Raw genomic sequence first — 15919 nt, 5'->3', positions numbered from 1 at the left:
CCGGGAACTCAGCGCAGCGGCTGGTCCAGGCGCATCACCGGATACAGCCGGTAACGTTCATCCCAGGAAGCGTGCCGGCGCGCGAAGAAGGCAAGGCGGGCATGCGGGTCGGCGGCGAAGGCGGCGTCCTCGGCCAGGCGGCGCTGGAACTCGGCGGCCAGCTGCGGATCGGCCGCCAGCTGGGCCCGGGCCACGTCCTCGGCCACGTAGTCCTCCATGTACTCCTTGGTCTCGAAGGCGTTGTTGAAGAAGCCCCAGGCCAGCAGGGAGTCTGGCGCCTGCGGCTCCAGCAGGGCCATCAGCAGGCGCACGCCGGGCTGGGCCACGGGGACGAACAGGCTGCCGGCGGGCAGGTCGCGCGGCTCGGGGCGCCATTGGCCCTTCACCTCCAGGCGCTGGTGGCCTTCCACCGACTGCGCACCGAAGCGCGCCTGCTCGGCCCTGAAGACCTGCACCGGCAGCGCCGGGCGCGCCGCGGCCAGGCGCTCGAAGCGCAGGCCGTGCAGGCGCAGCCGGGCCGCCACGGCCTCGGCATGCGCCGCGGGCACCAGATAGCCGGCGCCGGGCACCGGAAGGCTCAGGGCGGGGACGATCTCGTCGCGCAGGGGCACGTGCCAGATCTCGGGGCGGTGCTCGTCGTAGCGGGTCATCAGGGCGCCGGAGATGTCCGAGGGCGTGCGGGTGTAGGCATAGCCGCGGAAGTCGATCATGCGCTGCTTCGGGCTGGTCTCGAAGGTCAGCGGCAGCTCGTGGCCGGCCAGGCGCATCGCGCGCGCGTCCGCCGCCCGGGCCTGCGCCAGCCAGTCGACGCCGTGGCGGGCCATCAGCGCCAGCACGGCGACCACGGTGTTGCGGGTGATGCGCACACGGGTCGGATAGTCCTTCCACGAGTGCGTCTCCACCAGCATGCCGAAGCGGTTGCGCAGCCAGAAGTAGCCGGTGGAGAAGCGCGGCGGCGGCACGCCATCGGCAAAGCCGGAGGCAGGGTCGTCCATCTTCTCGAAGGACATGTAGAAGGGCTGCGGCAGCGAGCCCTGCGCCGCCAGCGCCTCGATGACGCCGTCGCGCAGGCGCTGCCCGCTGGCGCGCAGCGCCTCGTCGCCCGCATGCACCGGCTCGACCTGGATGGACACGTCGTGCTCGAACTGCGCGCCGTCGGTCACGTGCAGGTCGATGGTGGCCAGCGGGTCCCAGGCCTGGACCAGGCGCAGCATGGCCTGCATCTCGGGCGCATCGGCCTTGGCGTAGTCGCGGTTGAGGTTGTAGTTCTCGGCCGTGGTCCGCCAGCCCATGGCCTCGGGCCCGCGCTGGTTGGGGCGGTTCCAGGCGCCGAAGCGCTCATGGCCGTCGACATTGAAGACGGGCACGAAGACCAGCACCTGGCGCTTCAGTGCACCCGGCGCCGCCTGCCCTTCGAGCACCTGGCGCAGGGCAAGGAAGCCGGCGTCCTTGCCGTCGATCTCGCCCGCGTGGATGCCGCCCTGGATCAGCGTCACCGGCAGGCCGCGCCGGCGCGCCTCGGCCGGGCTGAACACCCCCTGCTGGCTGGCGACCAGCGCCCACATGGGCCGCCCTTCCGGCGTGCTGCCGAAGCGCGTGCAGCGCACCGCGCGGGGAAAGCGCTGCTGGAAGGCCTGGCACAGGCGGCCCACTTCCTCGTAGCGGCCGGTGCGCAGATAGCTGCTGCGCTCGGCCTCGGTGCCCAGCGGGGGCGCGGCGCTCGCCAGGCCGGACAGGGCCAGCAGCGGCAGGAGCAGGGCGTGGCGCAAGGTGGGCAGGGGCAGGCGGGACAGGCGCATGGTCGAAGGGAGGGAGGAGACAGGCAAGACCTGGCACTGTAGCCAGCCCTGCCCAGGGGCGCTGCTGCGGATGGCCCGGGGTGCCTTCCGTCACCCCCGCCCCCCGGCTTGCATACTGCGCCGGCCCCAAGACTTCGTCCGATCGGAGGACTCCATGAGCCTGACTCGCCGCGGCTTTGCCGCCCTCGCCTGCCTGTCCATGATGGCCACGGCCTGGGCCGGCAGCCCTGCCGCAGACAGCCCCGACACCGCGCTGCAGGCCGCCATCGCCGGCTCGCAGCGCACGCCCGCCTTCACCGCCCGCGACGGTGCCCGCCATCCCTACGAGACCCTGCGCTTCTTCGGCATCCGCCCCGAGATGACGGTGGTCGAGCTGAGCCCCGGCGGCGGGTGGTACACCGAGATCCTCGCGCCCTACCTGCATGACAAGGGCCAGCTGATCCTGGGCGCCGACGACCCGCAGTCCAGCAACGCCTACCGCCAGCGCAGCGGCCAGCGCCTGAAGGAGAAGCTGGCCGCCACGCCGGCGGTCTACGGCAAGGTGCAGATGAATGTGTTCGAGGTGCCCGGCCGCCTGCAGTACGCCGCCCCCGGCTCGGCCGATCTGGTGCTGACCTTCCGCAATGTGCACAACTGGATCGAGGCCGGCGGCGAGCCCGCCGTCACCGCGGTCTTCCGCAGCGCCTTCGAGGCCCTGAAGAAGGGCGGGACCTTCGGCGTGGTAGAGCACCGCCGCCCGGCCGCCCAGGCCCAGGACGAGAAGGCCAGCAGCGGCTATGTGCACGAGGCCTACGTGATCCGCATCGCCGAGTCCGTGGGCTTCAAGCTGGCCGCGCGCAGCGAGGTCAATGCCAATCCCAAGGACACGGCGGACCACGAGAACGGCGTCTGGGCCCTGCCTCCTACCCTCACCAACAAGGACAAGGACCGCGAGCGCTACACCGCCATCGGCGAGAGCGACCGCATGACCCTGCGCTTCGTGAAGCCCTGAGCCTGCGCCCCGGCGCCGGCCTCAGCCGCCGGCCCGCTTGGCCGGATGGCCCTGGGCGATCAACCAGGCGGTGACGCGCTCGGCATGGTCGCCCTGGATTTCCAGGACGCCGTCCTTGCACGTGCCGCCGCTGCCGCAGGCGCTGCGCAGCTGCTTGCCCAGGGCCTGCAGCGCGGCGTCGTCCAGGGGCAGGCCCTTGACCAGGGTGACGGTCTTGCCGCCCCGGCCCTTGCTCTCACGCCAGACGCGCGCGATGCCATCGCCCGAGGGGCGGGCGGCGGGCTTGCCGCAGCGGCAGGCTGACAGCGCCGCGCGGCACTGCGGGCAGGTGCGCCCCAGCTCGGTGGAATAGACCAGGCGGCTGCCGCTCATCACGGCCTCCTCAGCGCTGGCGCATCACGGCGGCGCTGGCCGCGCCGGAGCCCTCGCCCGTCTGCTCGCTGAGCATGCGGTGCATGAGCGCGAAGAAGCGGTCGTAGAACTCACCGGCGGGGATGGTCTCGGAAGCCACCTTCACCATGGAGTCCTGCGACGCCGCCAGCGGCACCGAGATCGATCCGATCGCGCTGACCCCGATGCTGGTGGAGTTGGCGCTCTTCTTGATGGCGTAGCGGTCCTGCTGCGCCGAGACGAAGGCGGTGGCGAGCTGGGCGTTGCGGCCGTCGGGCACGCAGACCACGTTGAAGTTGATCTCCACGTGCACCTCCCCCTCGGGCTGGAAGCGCTTGGTGCCGCTCACCGCGCCCGCCTTGCCGGGGTTGATCAGGTAGCCCTGGCTCAGCAGCGCACGCCGCGCGGCCTCGCAGGTGTCCTCCATGGAGGCGTCGAAGAGGCGGGAGAAGGTCTCCTCGGCCTGGAAGCGCTCGTTCTGGTAGACCGAGACCTTGGCCGGCTCGCGGCCCGGCACGGAGATCGCACAGCCGGCCAGCAAGCAGGCCCCGGCCAGGCTGGCCAGGGGGGTGGCTGTCCAAGTTCTGCTCATCGATCGTTCTCCCTCACTGGCCCTCGGCACACGGTTCATCGGGCCGGCGCGATGGGCGCCGGCTCCGCTCCCGCATTATCCCGGTCCCGCGGGGCCCGGCACGGGAAGACACCCCCTGCGCCAAGGGCTGTCCGGCCGGACCGGCACCCCGGGCGGTGCCAGCGCGGCCGTGGCAAAGCACCGCTTTGCGCACGCAGATGGGCGGGCCTCATCCCAGCGCAAGTCAGGCGCGGAGCCACAGGCGCACAATGCGGCCGTCATGCCTGATGCCACCGTGCCTTCGCGACGCCTGAGCCTGGCCGCCCTGCTCGGCCTGGGCCTGGGCCTGGGGTTCGAGCGCCACGCCGGCGCCTCGGCCGAGGAGGAGCTGCGCATCGGCAGCTCGGCGGCGCTCAGCGGCCCGGCGGCCCAGCTGGGGTTGCGCTACCACGCGGGCATCCGGGCGCAGCTGGACATGCTCAACCAGCAGGGGGGCGTGCAGGGCCGCAAGGTGGTGCTGGACCTGCGCGATGACGGCTATGAACCCGACCGCGCCGAAATCAACACCCGCCAGTTCGTCGAGGACCCGCGCGTGCTGCTGCTGTTCGGCTACGTGGGCACGCCCACCAGCCGCGTGGCGCTGCCCTACCTGAAGCGCCACGGCATCAGCTTCCTCGGCGCCTACACCGGCGCCAGCATGCTTTACGAGCCCGGCCCGGGCCGGATCTTCAGCGTGCGCGCCAGCTACATGGACGAATCCGTCGCCCTGGCTCATGCGATGAGACAGGACGGCGTGCAGCGCTTCAACGTGCTGCTGCAGGCCGACCTCTTCGGCCGCGCCGGCCTGGAGGCGATGCGCGACGCCGCGCAGCCCCTGAAGCTGCAGCTGCAGGCCTCGGCCACGGTCCGGCGCAACTCGACCCAGGTGGACGAGGCCCTGGACGCCCTGATCACCCGCGAGCCCGCCGAGGCGGTGTTCATGATCAGCACCTACGAGACCTGCGCCGCCTTCATCCGCCAGGCACGCAGCCGCGGCTACAAGGGCCGCTTCTACGTGCTGTCCTTCGTTGGCCTGGAGCCGCTGAAGGAGTCCCTGATGGGCGACATGCGCCAGATCCGCGTCTCCCAGGTCGTGCCGGATGCGCACGACACCAGCCTGCCGGTGGTGGCGGCCTACCAGAAAGCCATGCTGGCCCGGGGCGACCGCCAGTTCGACTCCCTGAGCCTGGAGGGCTACGTGGCGGCCCGCGTCCTCACCGAGGGGCTGCGCCGCATCCGGGGCCCCATCAACCGCGACAGCCTGCAGCACGCCCTGGCCAGCCTGGGCGAGCTGGACCTGGGCGGCTTCAGGCTGCGCTACCAGGAAGAGTCCCACCGCGGCAGCTCGCTGGTGCTGATCCGCTGAGCCGGCGCAGGGCCGGCGCTCAATCCGGCCGCTGGACTTCCCAGACGCCCACCCAGTCCTGGCGCTCGTCGGCACGGTGGCCGACCAGGCGGAAGCCCGCCTTGGCCAGCACGCGCTGGGAGGGCAGGTTCTCCGGCAGAACCTCGGCCCGCACCACCTGCACGCCCGAGGCCCAGGCCTCCTCCAGCATCAGTCGCACGGCGGCGGTGGCCAGGCCCTGGCCCTGCTGGCCGGGGGCGACGTGGTAGCCGATCTCCACGCGCCCCTCGCAGGGCGCGCCCTTGAAGCTGATGTTGCCCAGGTAGCGCCCGTCGCTGGGCCGGCACATCATGCAGCTGACCGCCCAGCAGGGGGCGCAACCCTCTGCCAGCAGGGCCAGGGCGCGGCGGTGCACGCGCTCGGGCGGCAGGGCGCCAGGCTCCACGCGGTCCAGCCATCCGGCCGGCCATTGCCCGGCTTCGAGCAGGCGCAGCTCCTCCAGGCTCAGTCGTTCAAGGGTCAGGTCCATGGCGGCATTGTGGGGCCGCGCGCCGGGCCCTCGACAGTGCCGCGGGACATGCGCCTGCCCCAATGGCCAAGGCCCCAGCACGCTCGTGACGCCTGGGGCCTTGACTGCAGGGGGTGGGGCCGTCGTGGGCCTGGCCTGCTCCGCGGGGGTCTTGCCCGGGCGGTGGAGGGCTGCTGTTTGCAGTGATTCCAGTGTAGGAAGCGCGGCTAGGCAGAAAATTGCGAAGATGGCTTCAATCCCCATGCTTTTGGCATTAAATTGCTCACATCAAACCATTTGAGCAATTGACATGGAATTGGACCGCATAGACCGCCAGATCCTGGACATCCTCCAGCAGGAAGGCCGCATCGCCAACCAGGACCTGGCCGACCGCGTGGGCCTCTCACCCTCCCCCTGCCTGCGCCGGGTGCGCGCCCTGGAGGACAGCGGCCTGATCGCCGGCTACCGCGCCCTGCTGGACGCCCGCAAGCTGGGCCTGAGCCTGATGGCCCTGGTGCACATCTCCATGGACCAGCACACGCCGGAGCGCTTTGCCAATTTCGAGGCCTCGGTGCGCGTGCTGCCCGAGGTGCTGGAATGCCTGCTGATCACCGGCCAGGCGGCGGACTACCAGCTCAAGCTCTGGGTGCGTGACATGGACCACTTCCAGAGCCTGCTGCTGGGCAAGCTCACCCGCATCGCCGGCGTGACGGGCGTGCACTCCAGCTTCGTGCTGCAGCATGTGATCAGCCGCACGGCGCTGCCGCTGGATGCGGCCCAGGCCTGATCAGGCCGGGGAGCGCCCGCCCGGGGCGCCTGCCGCCGGCTCCACTACCACGCGGGCATAGCGCTGGAAGCTCCAGTAGGCCCAGGCCCAGTCCATCAGCACGACCAGGCGGTTGCGGAAGCCGATCAGGAAATAGATGTGGACGAAGAGCCAGAACAGCCAGGCCGCATAGCCCGAGAACTGCAGCCAGCCCAGGTCGGCCACCGCCGCCTTGCGGCCGATGGTGGCCAGGGCGCCGTAGTCGCGGTAGCGGAAGGGCCGCAGTGCCGACTCACGCCCGCGCAGGGCCGCGAGGATGCTGCGGGCCGCATGCGCGCCCATCTGCTTGGCCGCGGGGCTGACGCCGGGCACGGGCCGCTGGCGGCCGTCGGGCTCCAGGCTCTGGGCGGCGGCCAGGTCGCCGATCACGAAGACCTCGGGGTGGCCGGGAATGCGCAGGAAGCCATCGACCTGCACCCGGCCGGCGCGGTCCAGTGGCACCTCCAGCAGGCGGCCCAGGGGCGAGGCCGCCACGCCGGCGGCCCAGACCACGGTGCGGGCCTCGATGCGCTGGGGCTCGGCGCCCTCCCCCTGCTGGACGCTCACGCCCTCGGCATCGATGCCCACCACGCGGCAGCGCGTCTGCACCTCCACGCCCAGGCCGCGCAGCTGCGCCTCCGCCTTGGCGGACAGCCCCGGCGGCAGCGCCTGAAGCACCCGCTCCGAGCCCTCCAGCAGCAGCACGCGGGCCTTGGAGGGGTCGATGCGGCGGAACTCGTCGCGCAGGGTGTGGTGGGCGATCTCGGCCAGGGTCCCGGCCATCTCGACCCCGGTGGGCCCGCCGCCGATCACCACGAAGCTCAGGTGCGCCGCCTGCCGCGCCGGGTCGGGCTCCAGCTCGGCCTGCTCGAAGGCCTTGAGCACGCGGGCGCGCAGCCGGAAGGCATCTTCCAGCGTCTTGAGCCCCGGGGCGTGCGCGGCCCACTCGTCATGGCCGAAATAGCTGTGCGTGGCGCCGGCCGCCACGATGAGGAAGTCGTAGCCCAGCACCTGGCCGTCAGCCAGGCTGACGCTGCGCCGGGCCTTGTCGATGCCGCTGACTTCCGCCATCAGCACGGTCACATTGCGCTGGCCGCGCAGCATGTGGCGGATGGGCGCCGCGATGGAAGGCGCCGACAGCCCCGCGGTGGCCACCTGGTACAGCAGGGGCTGGAAGAGGTGGTGGTTGCTGCGGTCGACCAGGGTGATGTCGACCGGCGCCCCCGCCAGGGCCCGCGTGGCGGCCAGGCCGCCGAAGCCGCAACCGATGATGAGCACCCGCGGGCGGGTGGACGAGGCGATGCTTTGAGGCTGGCTGTCCATGGCGATCATTGTGCGCCGCAACAATCACCCCGGCCGGCGCTGGGACATGCAGCAATGGCATGGAGTGCTGGGCACGCGGCATGGCCTGCGCGCTCCGCGCACGGTGTTCAGGGGCTGCCGGCCTGGCGGGCGCGCAGCTGGCCGATGCGCTGCCACAGCTGGCGCGCCAGCGCGGGGTGCTGCTGCTCGAAGCGCTGCGTCAGGATCAGATGGAGCTCGAAGCTGCTGAAGGGCCTGGGCAGGGCCTCGATGGGGACCTCCAGACCCTGCTGGCGCAACAGCTCGCCCTGCGCCTCCTGCACGATGGCCAGGGCCACGCGCCCCTTGGCCAGCTTGCGCAGCAGCTGCTCGGCCGAGGTGGCCTTGTCGTCGATCGGTGCCGCGCTGCGGGCCAGCGCCCCGCCGTAGGAAAAGCCCAGGCGCACGCCCACCGGCGCGCCCTGCAGCTGGCTGAAGCGCTCGCCGTCCCAGTCCGCCGGGCTCCCCACACGGCGGTAGACCAGGAAACGGCCGGCGGCCAGGGCCTGGCTGTCGTCGGGCTGGTCCCCGCGCATGGGGTAGCGGGCCCAGGCCAGGCGCTCGGGGTCGAAGACGCCGATCAGCGCCTCCGCCTGGCCCGCCCGGGCGTCGAGCAGGCAGCGCGAGCGCGGCGCCACATAGGACTGCAGGCGCAGGGGCAGCCCCTGCAGGGCCTGGGCCAGCAGGCGCTGGCTGCTGCCGGAGCCGTCGGGCGCGGTGTAGGGCAGGAAGGGGCTGTCCGAGGTGCACAGGCGCAGCACGGGCCAGGGCGGCGGCGGTGCCGGCGGCGCCGTCTGGGGCACGGCCCGCGCCGCGCCGCTGCCCAGCAGCAGGCACAGGCCCCATCCAACGGCGGCAAACGGCGGCATAGGCGCTCCGGGAGGCTGGGGCCAGTCTAGCCCCGGGCGGGCGTGCTGGACTGCGGCTGTGCCTGCGCCCAGCCCTGCCAGTCCCGGGCACGGGCCAGCACCTCGGCGGCCCGGCCGTCCAGGGCATGCAGGGGAATGGCGACGTCCGCGCCGTCCCCGTCCCAGCGCATGGAGAGGGCGGTCCAGCGCGCGGTGCCGCCCAGGCCGCGCAGCACCTGGGCCCGGCGTTCGCGGTACAGGGCCAGCTGCAGGCGGCTGCCGTAGAGATCGAGGGCCTGGATGTCGGTCCAGGGGATGGGTGGCCAGTCGCGGCTCAGGTCCTGCAGGCCCTCGGGCCCCAGGATCAGCAGCGGCCCGCCCCGGGGTCGCCACAGCAGCCAGCGCAGCAGGCCCCAGGCCAGGGCCAGGGCGACGGGCCCGCTGCCAAGCCACGCGGCGGGCCCCAGCAGCGACTGCAGGATCTGGTGGCCCATGAACATCACCAGCCCCGCCAGCAGCAGGGCCGCGAGGCCGGCCAGGCGCCTCAGGCCGCCGCGCGGCCGCTCGTGCAGGACCATGCGGGCGGGCTCGCTGCGCGGCAGGGGAGCGGTGTCCTGCCATAGCCGCGCGTCGGGCGCCAGGCTCTGGCGCCACACCGCCCGGCACAGCCCCAGGCACAGGCCGCAGCCCAGCATCCAGGCGATGAAGCGCAGGCTGAAGCTCACGGGCTGCCCGCGCCAGGTGACGACATGGTCGAAATGCCCCTGGTACAGGCCGCGCAGGCCGATGAAGCCCAGGGCCAGGCCGAAGAACGCGAGGGTGGCCAGCCCCACGGCGTCGCGGGCGGGGGCGGCGCTGCTCATGCGGCCCTCTCGATCACCGCCACCTGCACGTCAGCACGCCATCGGAAGCCCAGACTTTCGTAGAGGGCGATGGCGGCCTCGTTGCTGCGCCAGGCATGCAGGAAGGGGCGTTCGCCGCGGGCCTCGATCTGCCGGGCCACGGCGGCGGAGAGCTGGCGGGCCAGGCCCAGGCCGCGGAAGTCCGGGTGCGTGCAGACGCCGCTGATCTCGGTATGGCCCGCCACATGCATGCGCTCGCCCGCCATCGCGGCCAGGCGGCCCTGGAGGCGAACGCCCAGGAAGCGGCCCATGCGGTGGGTCTGCGCCAGGAAGGGGCCGGGCTGGGTCAGCTCGGCCAGGGCCAGCATCTCGGCGGCGTCGGCATCGCCCAGGGGCTGGATGCCGGGGTGGGAGGGCTCATCCGCGAGCGAGCGCGTGGCCAGCATCTGCACGCCCAGGGCCTCCTTGAGCACGCGAGCACCGGGCGGCAGGCACAGCGGCGGCGCCTGCAGCAGGTACAGCGAGCCCTGGTCCGGCAGCAGTCGCGCCAGCGCGGCCAGGGCTTCGGGGCTGTCGTCCGCGGCGCAGGCAAAGAGGTGGATCTCGGGGCGGTAGCGCCTCGCCAGCGCATCGCCCAGGGCCAGGTCTTGCTGGGGACCGGTGAGGCTGTGCCACACCGGCCGGTCCAGCAAGGTGGCGGCGGGCTGGGCATCGAGGGGCGGGAATGAGGCCTGGGGCATGTCGAGCAACTCCTGAAGCCGGCGGGCGGCGCGAGGAGCCTAGCAGAAGCGATCCCGGCCCGGGATGGCTCAGCCCCCGAAGCGCGTCCGGCTGCGGCGCACCGTGAGCCCGGCCGGCGGCTGGCCCAGCCACCAGTCCTTGGGCAGGTGCAGCGGCGTCAGGCCGTCCGCGCGCTCGATGCCCACATGGCCGTCCCGGCCCTGCGCCTTGGCGGCATAGAGGGCCGCGTCGGTGAGGCCCAGGCTGGCGTCCCAGTCCCAGGCGCGGGGCTGCGAGGGGTCCAGCGGGAAGGCCGTCCAGCCCAGGGACACGGTGACCGGGATCTGCCGGCCCTCGCCGATGTCGAAGAGGCGCTCGCGAACCGCCGTGCAGGCCCGCTCGGCCAGCTCGGCCGCGCTGCCGCGGTTGCTGTCACGCACCAGCACCAGCACTTCCTCGCCGCCCCAGCGCACGAGGGAGTCCGTGCCGCGGAAGACCTTGCGCAGGCGCTCGGCCAGCTGCACCAGCACGGCGTCGCCGGCACCGTGGCCGTGGACGTCGTTGACGCGCTTGAAGTGGTCCAGGTCCAGCAGCATCAGCAGCAGGTCGCTGTCGGGCCCGGGCTCCTGGCCCTCGGACTCGAAGCGGCGCAGGCACAGATTGAGGTCGTCCTCCAGGCGCAGCGCCAGGTAGCGGCGGTTGCGCAGGCCGGTGAGCGTGTCGGTCAGGCTGGCCTCGCGCAGCTCCACCGTGCGCGCATCCACCAGCGCCCGCAGTTCGACCTCGCGGTGGCGCAGCCGCCGGGTGCGCCACTGCACCCAGCTCCAGATCGACAGCAGCAGCAGCACGCCGGCGCCGAAGCGCGCCCACCAGGTCTGCCACCAGGCGGGCAGCAGCTCGATGGGCAGGTCCAGCGAGGCCATGCGGCCCGCGCCCTGCTGGGGCATGGCGCGCATCTGCAGCACATAGCGGCCGGGCTTGAGCGGGCCGAAGCTGGGGCTGCGAGCGCTGGCGTCCACGCGGGTCCACTCGGTGTCCTGGCCCAGCAGGCGGTACTGGTAGCGCAGGCGCTGCGGGTCGGCATAGTCCAGGCCCGCGAACTCCACGGTCAGCGTGCGCATGCCGGGCTGCAGGGTCAGGCCTTGCTGCAGGCTTTGCGGATGGAAGGGCTGGCCGTTGAGGCGCAGGCCGCTGATCACCATGGGCAGCTCGCCCGTGGGCGGCGCATAGGCCTCCGGCTGCACGCGCAGCAGGCCGCGGCTGCCGCCGAACAGCAGGCCGCCGCCGGGCAGATCGCAGCTGGCGAAGAACCAGAAGCTGCCGAAGAAGGCCCCCTCGGCCGGGCCGAAGGCGTCGATGCGGTCGGCCCGCGGGTCATAGACGTAGAGCTGGCTCCAGATGCGCCCCTGGCTGTCCTCGTGCAGATTGCCGCCGAAGACGCCCTGCACCTCGTGGCGCTCGCTGATGCGCTCGAAGCGCGAGCGGCCCTGGGCGTCCAGGCCATTGCGGCGGTGCAGGCCGCTGACCGGCGTGTCCACCCACAGCGTGCCGTCACGCGACCACAGCAGGCCCATGACGATGGGGCTGCCCAGTGCCTCCTTGGGCGACTGCGCCAGCGGCACCAGGCCGCCAGCCCCCTCGACGAACAGGCCCTGCTGCCCGCCGACCCACAGTGCCTGGGTGCCCGGCTCCTCGCGCAGCACGTAGATGCCGCCCTTCAGCGCCTCGCCACCCGCCAGCGTGACGCGCTGCAGCGCGGGCGCCTCGGGCGATGCCAGGCGGTACAGGCCCTCCTGCATGCCCAGCCAGACCTCGCCCGTGCGGCGGATCAGCAGCTGCTGGGCCCGTGCGCCTTCCAGGGGCCAGTCGCGCAGCAGGCGGCCGTCCAGGCTGCGATGCTCCAGGCGCCCCGCCGAGGCCAGCCAGAGGCTGCCGTCCGGTGCCTGGTTGAGGGCATCGACCACGCTGCGGCGCTCGCGCGGCCAGGCGCCCAGCGTCGCCAGCGCCTGGCCGGGACGGCCGTCCAGACGCACCACGGGGCCCAGCTGCGTGGGGGCCAGCACCTCACCGTTGTGCAGGCGCAGCAGGGCGCGCACATCCAGCTCGCGCAGGGGGCTCTGGGCGTCGTTGTCGGGCCCGCGCACGGCGAGCGCGGGATGGTCCTGGTGGCGCTGCAGGCCCAGGCCGTAGCCGCTCACCCACATCACGCCCCAGCGGTCGCGCAGCAGGCCGCTGATGTCATTGCCCGCCAGGCCGCGCAGGTGGCGCGGGTCATGGCGCAGCCAGGCCTCGATGCTGCCGCGGTTGGGATCCAGCCAGTACAGGCCCTTCTTGCCGCCGACCCAGATGCGGCCGTCCTCGGCCTCGGCCAGGGCCTGCACGGGAGCCTTGAGGTCCTGCACCCAGCGCACCCGGCCCTGTTCCACCACGCCCAGGCGCCCGTCCTGCGTGCCGAACCAGACGCGGCCGGCGCGGTCCTCGGTCAGGGCCAGCACGGTGGCCTCGTCCTGCGGGCCGGGCAGATCGACAGGGACCCAGCCCGCCCCCTGGCGGCGCGCCAGCCCGCGCCAATGGCCGGCCCAGACCGTGCCGTCATGGCCGACGACCAGCGCGGTGACACGCTGCTCCTTCTCGCCCTTGATGCTCAGCTCGTGGCGCTCGAAGCGCCGCTCGGCCGGCAGGTAGCGCTGCAGGCCCTGCCCCAGGCTGCCCATCCAGACGCTGCCGTCGCCGTCCTCCGCCAGGGCGCGGATGGGCACATGGGCCGCCACGCGCCCCTCGGCGCTGCCCAGGGCCTGCACGCGGTCCTGCTGGGGGTCGTAGACCATGAGGCCCTGGAACTCGGTGCCGATCCACATGCGACCGTCGCGGGCGGGGGCCAGGGCCCGCACCCAGCCGAGGTTGCGGCGGGCGGCGGTGGGGCCCTCCTGCTCGACGGGCCGCAGGCGGTAGCCGTCGTAGCGGGTGAGGCCCTTGATGGTGGCGACCCAGATGAAGCCGCTGCGGTCCTGAGCCAGCGTGGGCACCGTGTTCTGCGGCACCTCGACGCTGCGGAACTGCGCATCGAGCACCTCGCCAGCCCGGGCAGGCTGCACCAGCAGACCGGCCCACTGGAGGCCCGTCCACAGGAACAGCAATGCGGACAGGCGCAGAACAGCTCGGTGCATGGAGGCGCATGATAAGCAGGCTCTGTGCAAGCCCTGCGTCATGCCCCCCGCGCAATGCGCAGAAATTCGCAGGGCTCAGGCTCCCAGCAGGCGCAGGGCCAGCCAGGCCGGCAGGCCGAGGTACAGCAGGGCCAGCCCGGCGGACTCCAGGCCCTGCCGCATGGACAGCGCCCCGGCAGGGCGCCACAGCAAGCCCAGCCAGGCCAGGGTCTCGATGCCGGCACGCACCGCCGCCGAGGCCATCAGCACCCCGACCGCCCAGGCCGCCCACCACAGGCCGAAGGCGCCCAGATAGGCCGCCAGGCCGTAGCTGCGGTACTCCCCCAGGAAGCCGCCGTAGGCAATGTGCTGGTGCAGGGCGAAGGCCGGCAGCGCCAGCAGCAGGGGCAGGCCCAGGAACTTCCAGGCCGGCCGGGCCAGGCGGTGACGGCGCAGGCGCTGGCGGGCCAGCGTGTAGCGCGCCGCCCGGCTGTCCTCGCCGGGCGCGGCCAGCGGCGCCCCGGCCGCGCGCAGGGCCTCGCGCAGGTCATGCGGCCGCCCCAGCAGCAGGGGCCAGGTCTTGCCCTCGTCCGTCAGCAGGTCCAGGCCCGGGCCGGGCCAGGGCAGGCGCCAGCCCTGAGCCTGGCGCAGGGAGGCCAGCGCGCAGCACAGGCGCTCGCCGCCGCGCCGGGCCAGCACCAGCGTGCCACCGTCCAGTGCCAGCCGGGCCGTGCAGGCCTGCAGCAGGCACCAGGCCGCGGCCTCCGGCGCCAGCACCAGGGCGGCGACCAGGCGCAGCTGCAGCAGGGACTGGGTACGCAGGCCCTCGTCCAGCAGCAGGGCCAGCCCCAGCCCCAGCACGCTCAGCCTCGACAGCCCCCGCAGCGCGGCAATGCCGGCGCGCCAGGCCGGCGACACCACCCGCACGCGCAAGGGCCAGGCCAGCGGCGCGACCGGCGGTGGCGCCCAGCCCCGCAGCGGCCGCCAGCGCGCCAGCAGCAGGCCCGCCAGGCTGAGCAGGCAGAGGGCGCCGACCCAGTCACCCCAGCGCACGAGCAAGGTCGGCGCCACCTCAGGCACCGGCAGCGCACCGACGACCAGGGCGCGCTGGCCGAAGTCACCCGCGGCATGCACCGTGCCGCGGGCATCGATGACGGCGCTGTAGCCATTGGTCGTCACCCGGAACTGCGGCAGGCCGGTCTCGATGCTGCGGAAGGCCGCCACGGCCTGGTGCAGCCGGGCGCCCAGGGGGTCCGCGCTGAACCAGGCGTCGTTGGACATCGTCAGCAGCGCCCGCGCCCCCAGCCGTGCGCCGGCGATGGCCAGCGAAGGATCGACGTCATCCCGGCAGATCAGCGGCTGCACCGGCAGCTCGCGGCCATCGCGCAGGCGCAGCGGGAAGACGCGCGCCCCGCTGCCGGGCTGCCAGCGCCCTGCCCAGGGCAGCCAGCGCTGCAGCAGCGGACCGTCCAGCCAGGCCGGCACCTGCTCGGTGAAGGGGAAAAGCCGGGTCTTGCGGTACAGCCCCAGCAGGCCCTGCTGCGGCTGCAGGAAGGCGGCGGCGTTGTACTCGCCTGCCGAGTCGCGGTCATAGGTGCCGAAGACGAAGGGCACGCCGGCCGCGTTGACAATGGAGGCGATCTCCTGGTCCAGCTGCGCGCCGGCCTCGCTCTTGGGCTGGCCGAAGGTCGTGGGGTAGATGGTCTCGGACCACAGCACGGCGTCGGCATGCTGACGCTCGACGGCGTCGTAGCTCATGGCGTAGTGCACATCCAGCACCTCGCGCACCACGGCGTAGCTGCCCTGGGACTGGCGGCGGCCCTCGTAGTCCGCGATATTGGCCTGCACCAGGCCCACGCGCAGCAGGGGCAGGCCGGCGTCCAGGCGCGGGGCCTCGCGGCTGGCGCCATAGCCCAGCAGGCCCAGCGGCAGCAGCAGGGCCAGGCCCAGCGGGGCGAGCATCGCGCGAGCTCGGGTCCGCCAGGCCGGGCCCACCTGGCTCAGCGCCTGAGCCAGGGCCTGAGCCAGGGCCTCGTGGACCAGCAGCAGCATCAGCGTCAGGCCGGCCGTGCCGCCCAGGGCCGCGGCCTGGCGCAGCTGGCCCGCGGGGTAGAGGCCATGGGCCAGCGTGTCGCCCAGCAGCTTGGGGCACAGCCATTCGACCCCGATCCACGCCGCCGCGGCCGCCCAGGCCCGCAACCAGGGCTGCCGTCGGCCGTCCAGCGCCTGGCGCACCAGGGCCCAGGCGATCAGCTGGGGCTGCAGCAACGGCGCGATCAGCAGCAGCACGGCCTGCCCCTGGAGCTGCGGCCACTGGGCATAGTGCGCGATGGCCGTGCCGAACCAGGTGAAGGCGGCCAGCACAAAGGCCAGGCTCAGCACCCAGGCCCGCAGCAGGCGCCGGCCCCAGCCCGCGGGCTGGTCCAGCCACCACAGCCAGGGCAGCAGGGCCACGAAGCCCAGGCCCCAGCTGCCCCGCGCATAGAACGCCAGCAGGACGGCGCCCAGGCCCACGGCCAGGGTCGCGCGGACCCAGGCCTTCGATGTCAGTGCATGCATGGAAATCTGAAAAAA

General features: G+C 73.2%; 13 protein-coding genes. 3 read left to right on the top strand and 10 right to left on the bottom strand.

Annotated features, from left to right (window positions below; translation table 11 throughout):
• Positions 1-8: 8 nt before the first annotated feature.
• The gene (locus O9Y01_RS09205; protein ID WP_269631280.1) at positions 9-1799 is read right to left on the bottom strand and encodes a M14 family metallopeptidase; all 1791 of its coding nucleotides are present in this window, start codon (positions 1797-1799) and stop codon (positions 9-11) included.
• A 154-nt stretch (positions 1800-1953) separates the two neighbouring features.
• Between O9Y01_RS09205 and O9Y01_RS09200 the strand changes: the two genes are divergently transcribed.
• The gene (locus O9Y01_RS09200) at positions 1954-2790 is read left to right on the top strand and encodes a class I SAM-dependent methyltransferase (RefSeq protein WP_269631279.1); all 837 of its coding nucleotides are present in this window, start codon (positions 1954-1956) and stop codon (positions 2788-2790) included.
• Between the two features lie 21 nt (positions 2791-2811).
• Here the strand turns inward: O9Y01_RS09200 and O9Y01_RS09195 are convergent, their stop codons facing one another.
• Positions 2812-3162, bottom strand: coding sequence for a translation initiation factor Sui1 (locus O9Y01_RS09195; RefSeq protein ID WP_269631278.1), 351 nt, complete (start codon positions 3160-3162; stop codon positions 2812-2814).
• A 10-nt stretch (positions 3163-3172) separates the two neighbouring features.
• Complete coding sequence (locus O9Y01_RS09190) at positions 3173-3772, bottom strand: DUF2242 domain-containing protein (protein ID WP_269631277.1); 600 nt, start codon at positions 3770-3772, stop codon at positions 3173-3175.
• Positions 3773-4031: 259 nt separating this feature from the next.
• On the opposite strand from O9Y01_RS09190, the gene O9Y01_RS09185 reads away from it, so the two are divergent.
• A complete protein-coding gene (locus O9Y01_RS09185; RefSeq protein WP_269631276.1) occupies positions 4032-5156 on the top strand; it encodes an ABC transporter substrate-binding protein in 1125 nt (374 codons plus the stop codon).
• Positions 5157-5175: 19 nt separating this feature from the next.
• Here the strand turns inward: O9Y01_RS09185 and O9Y01_RS09180 are convergent, their stop codons facing one another.
• Positions 5176-5664, bottom strand: a complete 489-nt coding sequence (locus O9Y01_RS09180; RefSeq protein WP_269631275.1) for a GNAT family N-acetyltransferase — start codon at positions 5662-5664, stop codon at positions 5176-5178.
• 289 nt (positions 5665-5953) lie between these two features.
• Here O9Y01_RS09180 and O9Y01_RS09175 point away from each other — a divergent pair, with 289 nt between their 5' ends.
• Complete coding sequence (locus tag O9Y01_RS09175; protein WP_269631274.1) at positions 5954-6430, top strand: Lrp/AsnC family transcriptional regulator; 477 nt, start codon at positions 5954-5956, stop codon at positions 6428-6430.
• Here O9Y01_RS09175 and O9Y01_RS09170 read toward each other — a convergent pair whose 3' ends face one another.
• The 6 genes from O9Y01_RS09170 to lnt form a co-directional block, all read right to left on the bottom strand.
• Positions 6431-7771, bottom strand: coding sequence for an NAD(P)/FAD-dependent oxidoreductase (locus O9Y01_RS09170; RefSeq protein ID WP_269631273.1), 1341 nt, complete (start codon positions 7769-7771; stop codon positions 6431-6433).
• 107 nt (positions 7772-7878) lie between these two features.
• Positions 7879-8658, bottom strand: a complete 780-nt coding sequence (locus O9Y01_RS09165; RefSeq protein WP_269631272.1) for a substrate-binding periplasmic protein — start codon at positions 8656-8658, stop codon at positions 7879-7881.
• A gap of 26 nt (positions 8659-8684) precedes the next feature.
• Positions 8685-9500, bottom strand: a complete 816-nt coding sequence (locus O9Y01_RS09160) for a hypothetical protein (RefSeq protein ID WP_269631271.1) — start codon at positions 9498-9500, stop codon at positions 8685-8687.
• On the bottom strand, positions 9497-10219 hold the full coding sequence (locus tag O9Y01_RS09155) for a GNAT family N-acetyltransferase (protein ID WP_269631270.1): 723 nt from the start codon (positions 10217-10219) through the stop codon (positions 9497-9499). Before O9Y01_RS09155 ends, O9Y01_RS09160 begins: the two co-directional genes overlap by 4 nt.
• Positions 10220-10288: 69 nt before the next feature.
• On the bottom strand, positions 10289-13366 hold the full coding sequence (locus O9Y01_RS09150; RefSeq protein WP_269631269.1) for a ligand-binding sensor domain-containing diguanylate cyclase: 3078 nt from the start codon (positions 13364-13366) through the stop codon (positions 10289-10291).
• A 75-nt stretch (positions 13367-13441) separates the two neighbouring features.
• Positions 13442-15904 (bottom strand): apolipoprotein N-acyltransferase, encoded by a 2463-nt coding sequence (gene lnt, locus O9Y01_RS09145; protein WP_269631268.1) that lies wholly within the window; start codon positions 15902-15904, stop codon positions 13442-13444.
• Positions 15905-15919: the final 15 nt, after the last annotated feature.

Origin of the sequence: Pelomonas sp. BJYL3, assembly GCF_027257975.1 — a bacterium.
Taxonomy (GTDB): domain Bacteria; phylum Pseudomonadota; class Gammaproteobacteria; order Burkholderiales; family Burkholderiaceae_C; genus Roseateles_B; species Roseateles_B flavus.
The sequence above is the reverse complement of the archived record's forward strand: the minus strand, read 5'-3'. Positions and strand labels throughout refer to the sequence as shown.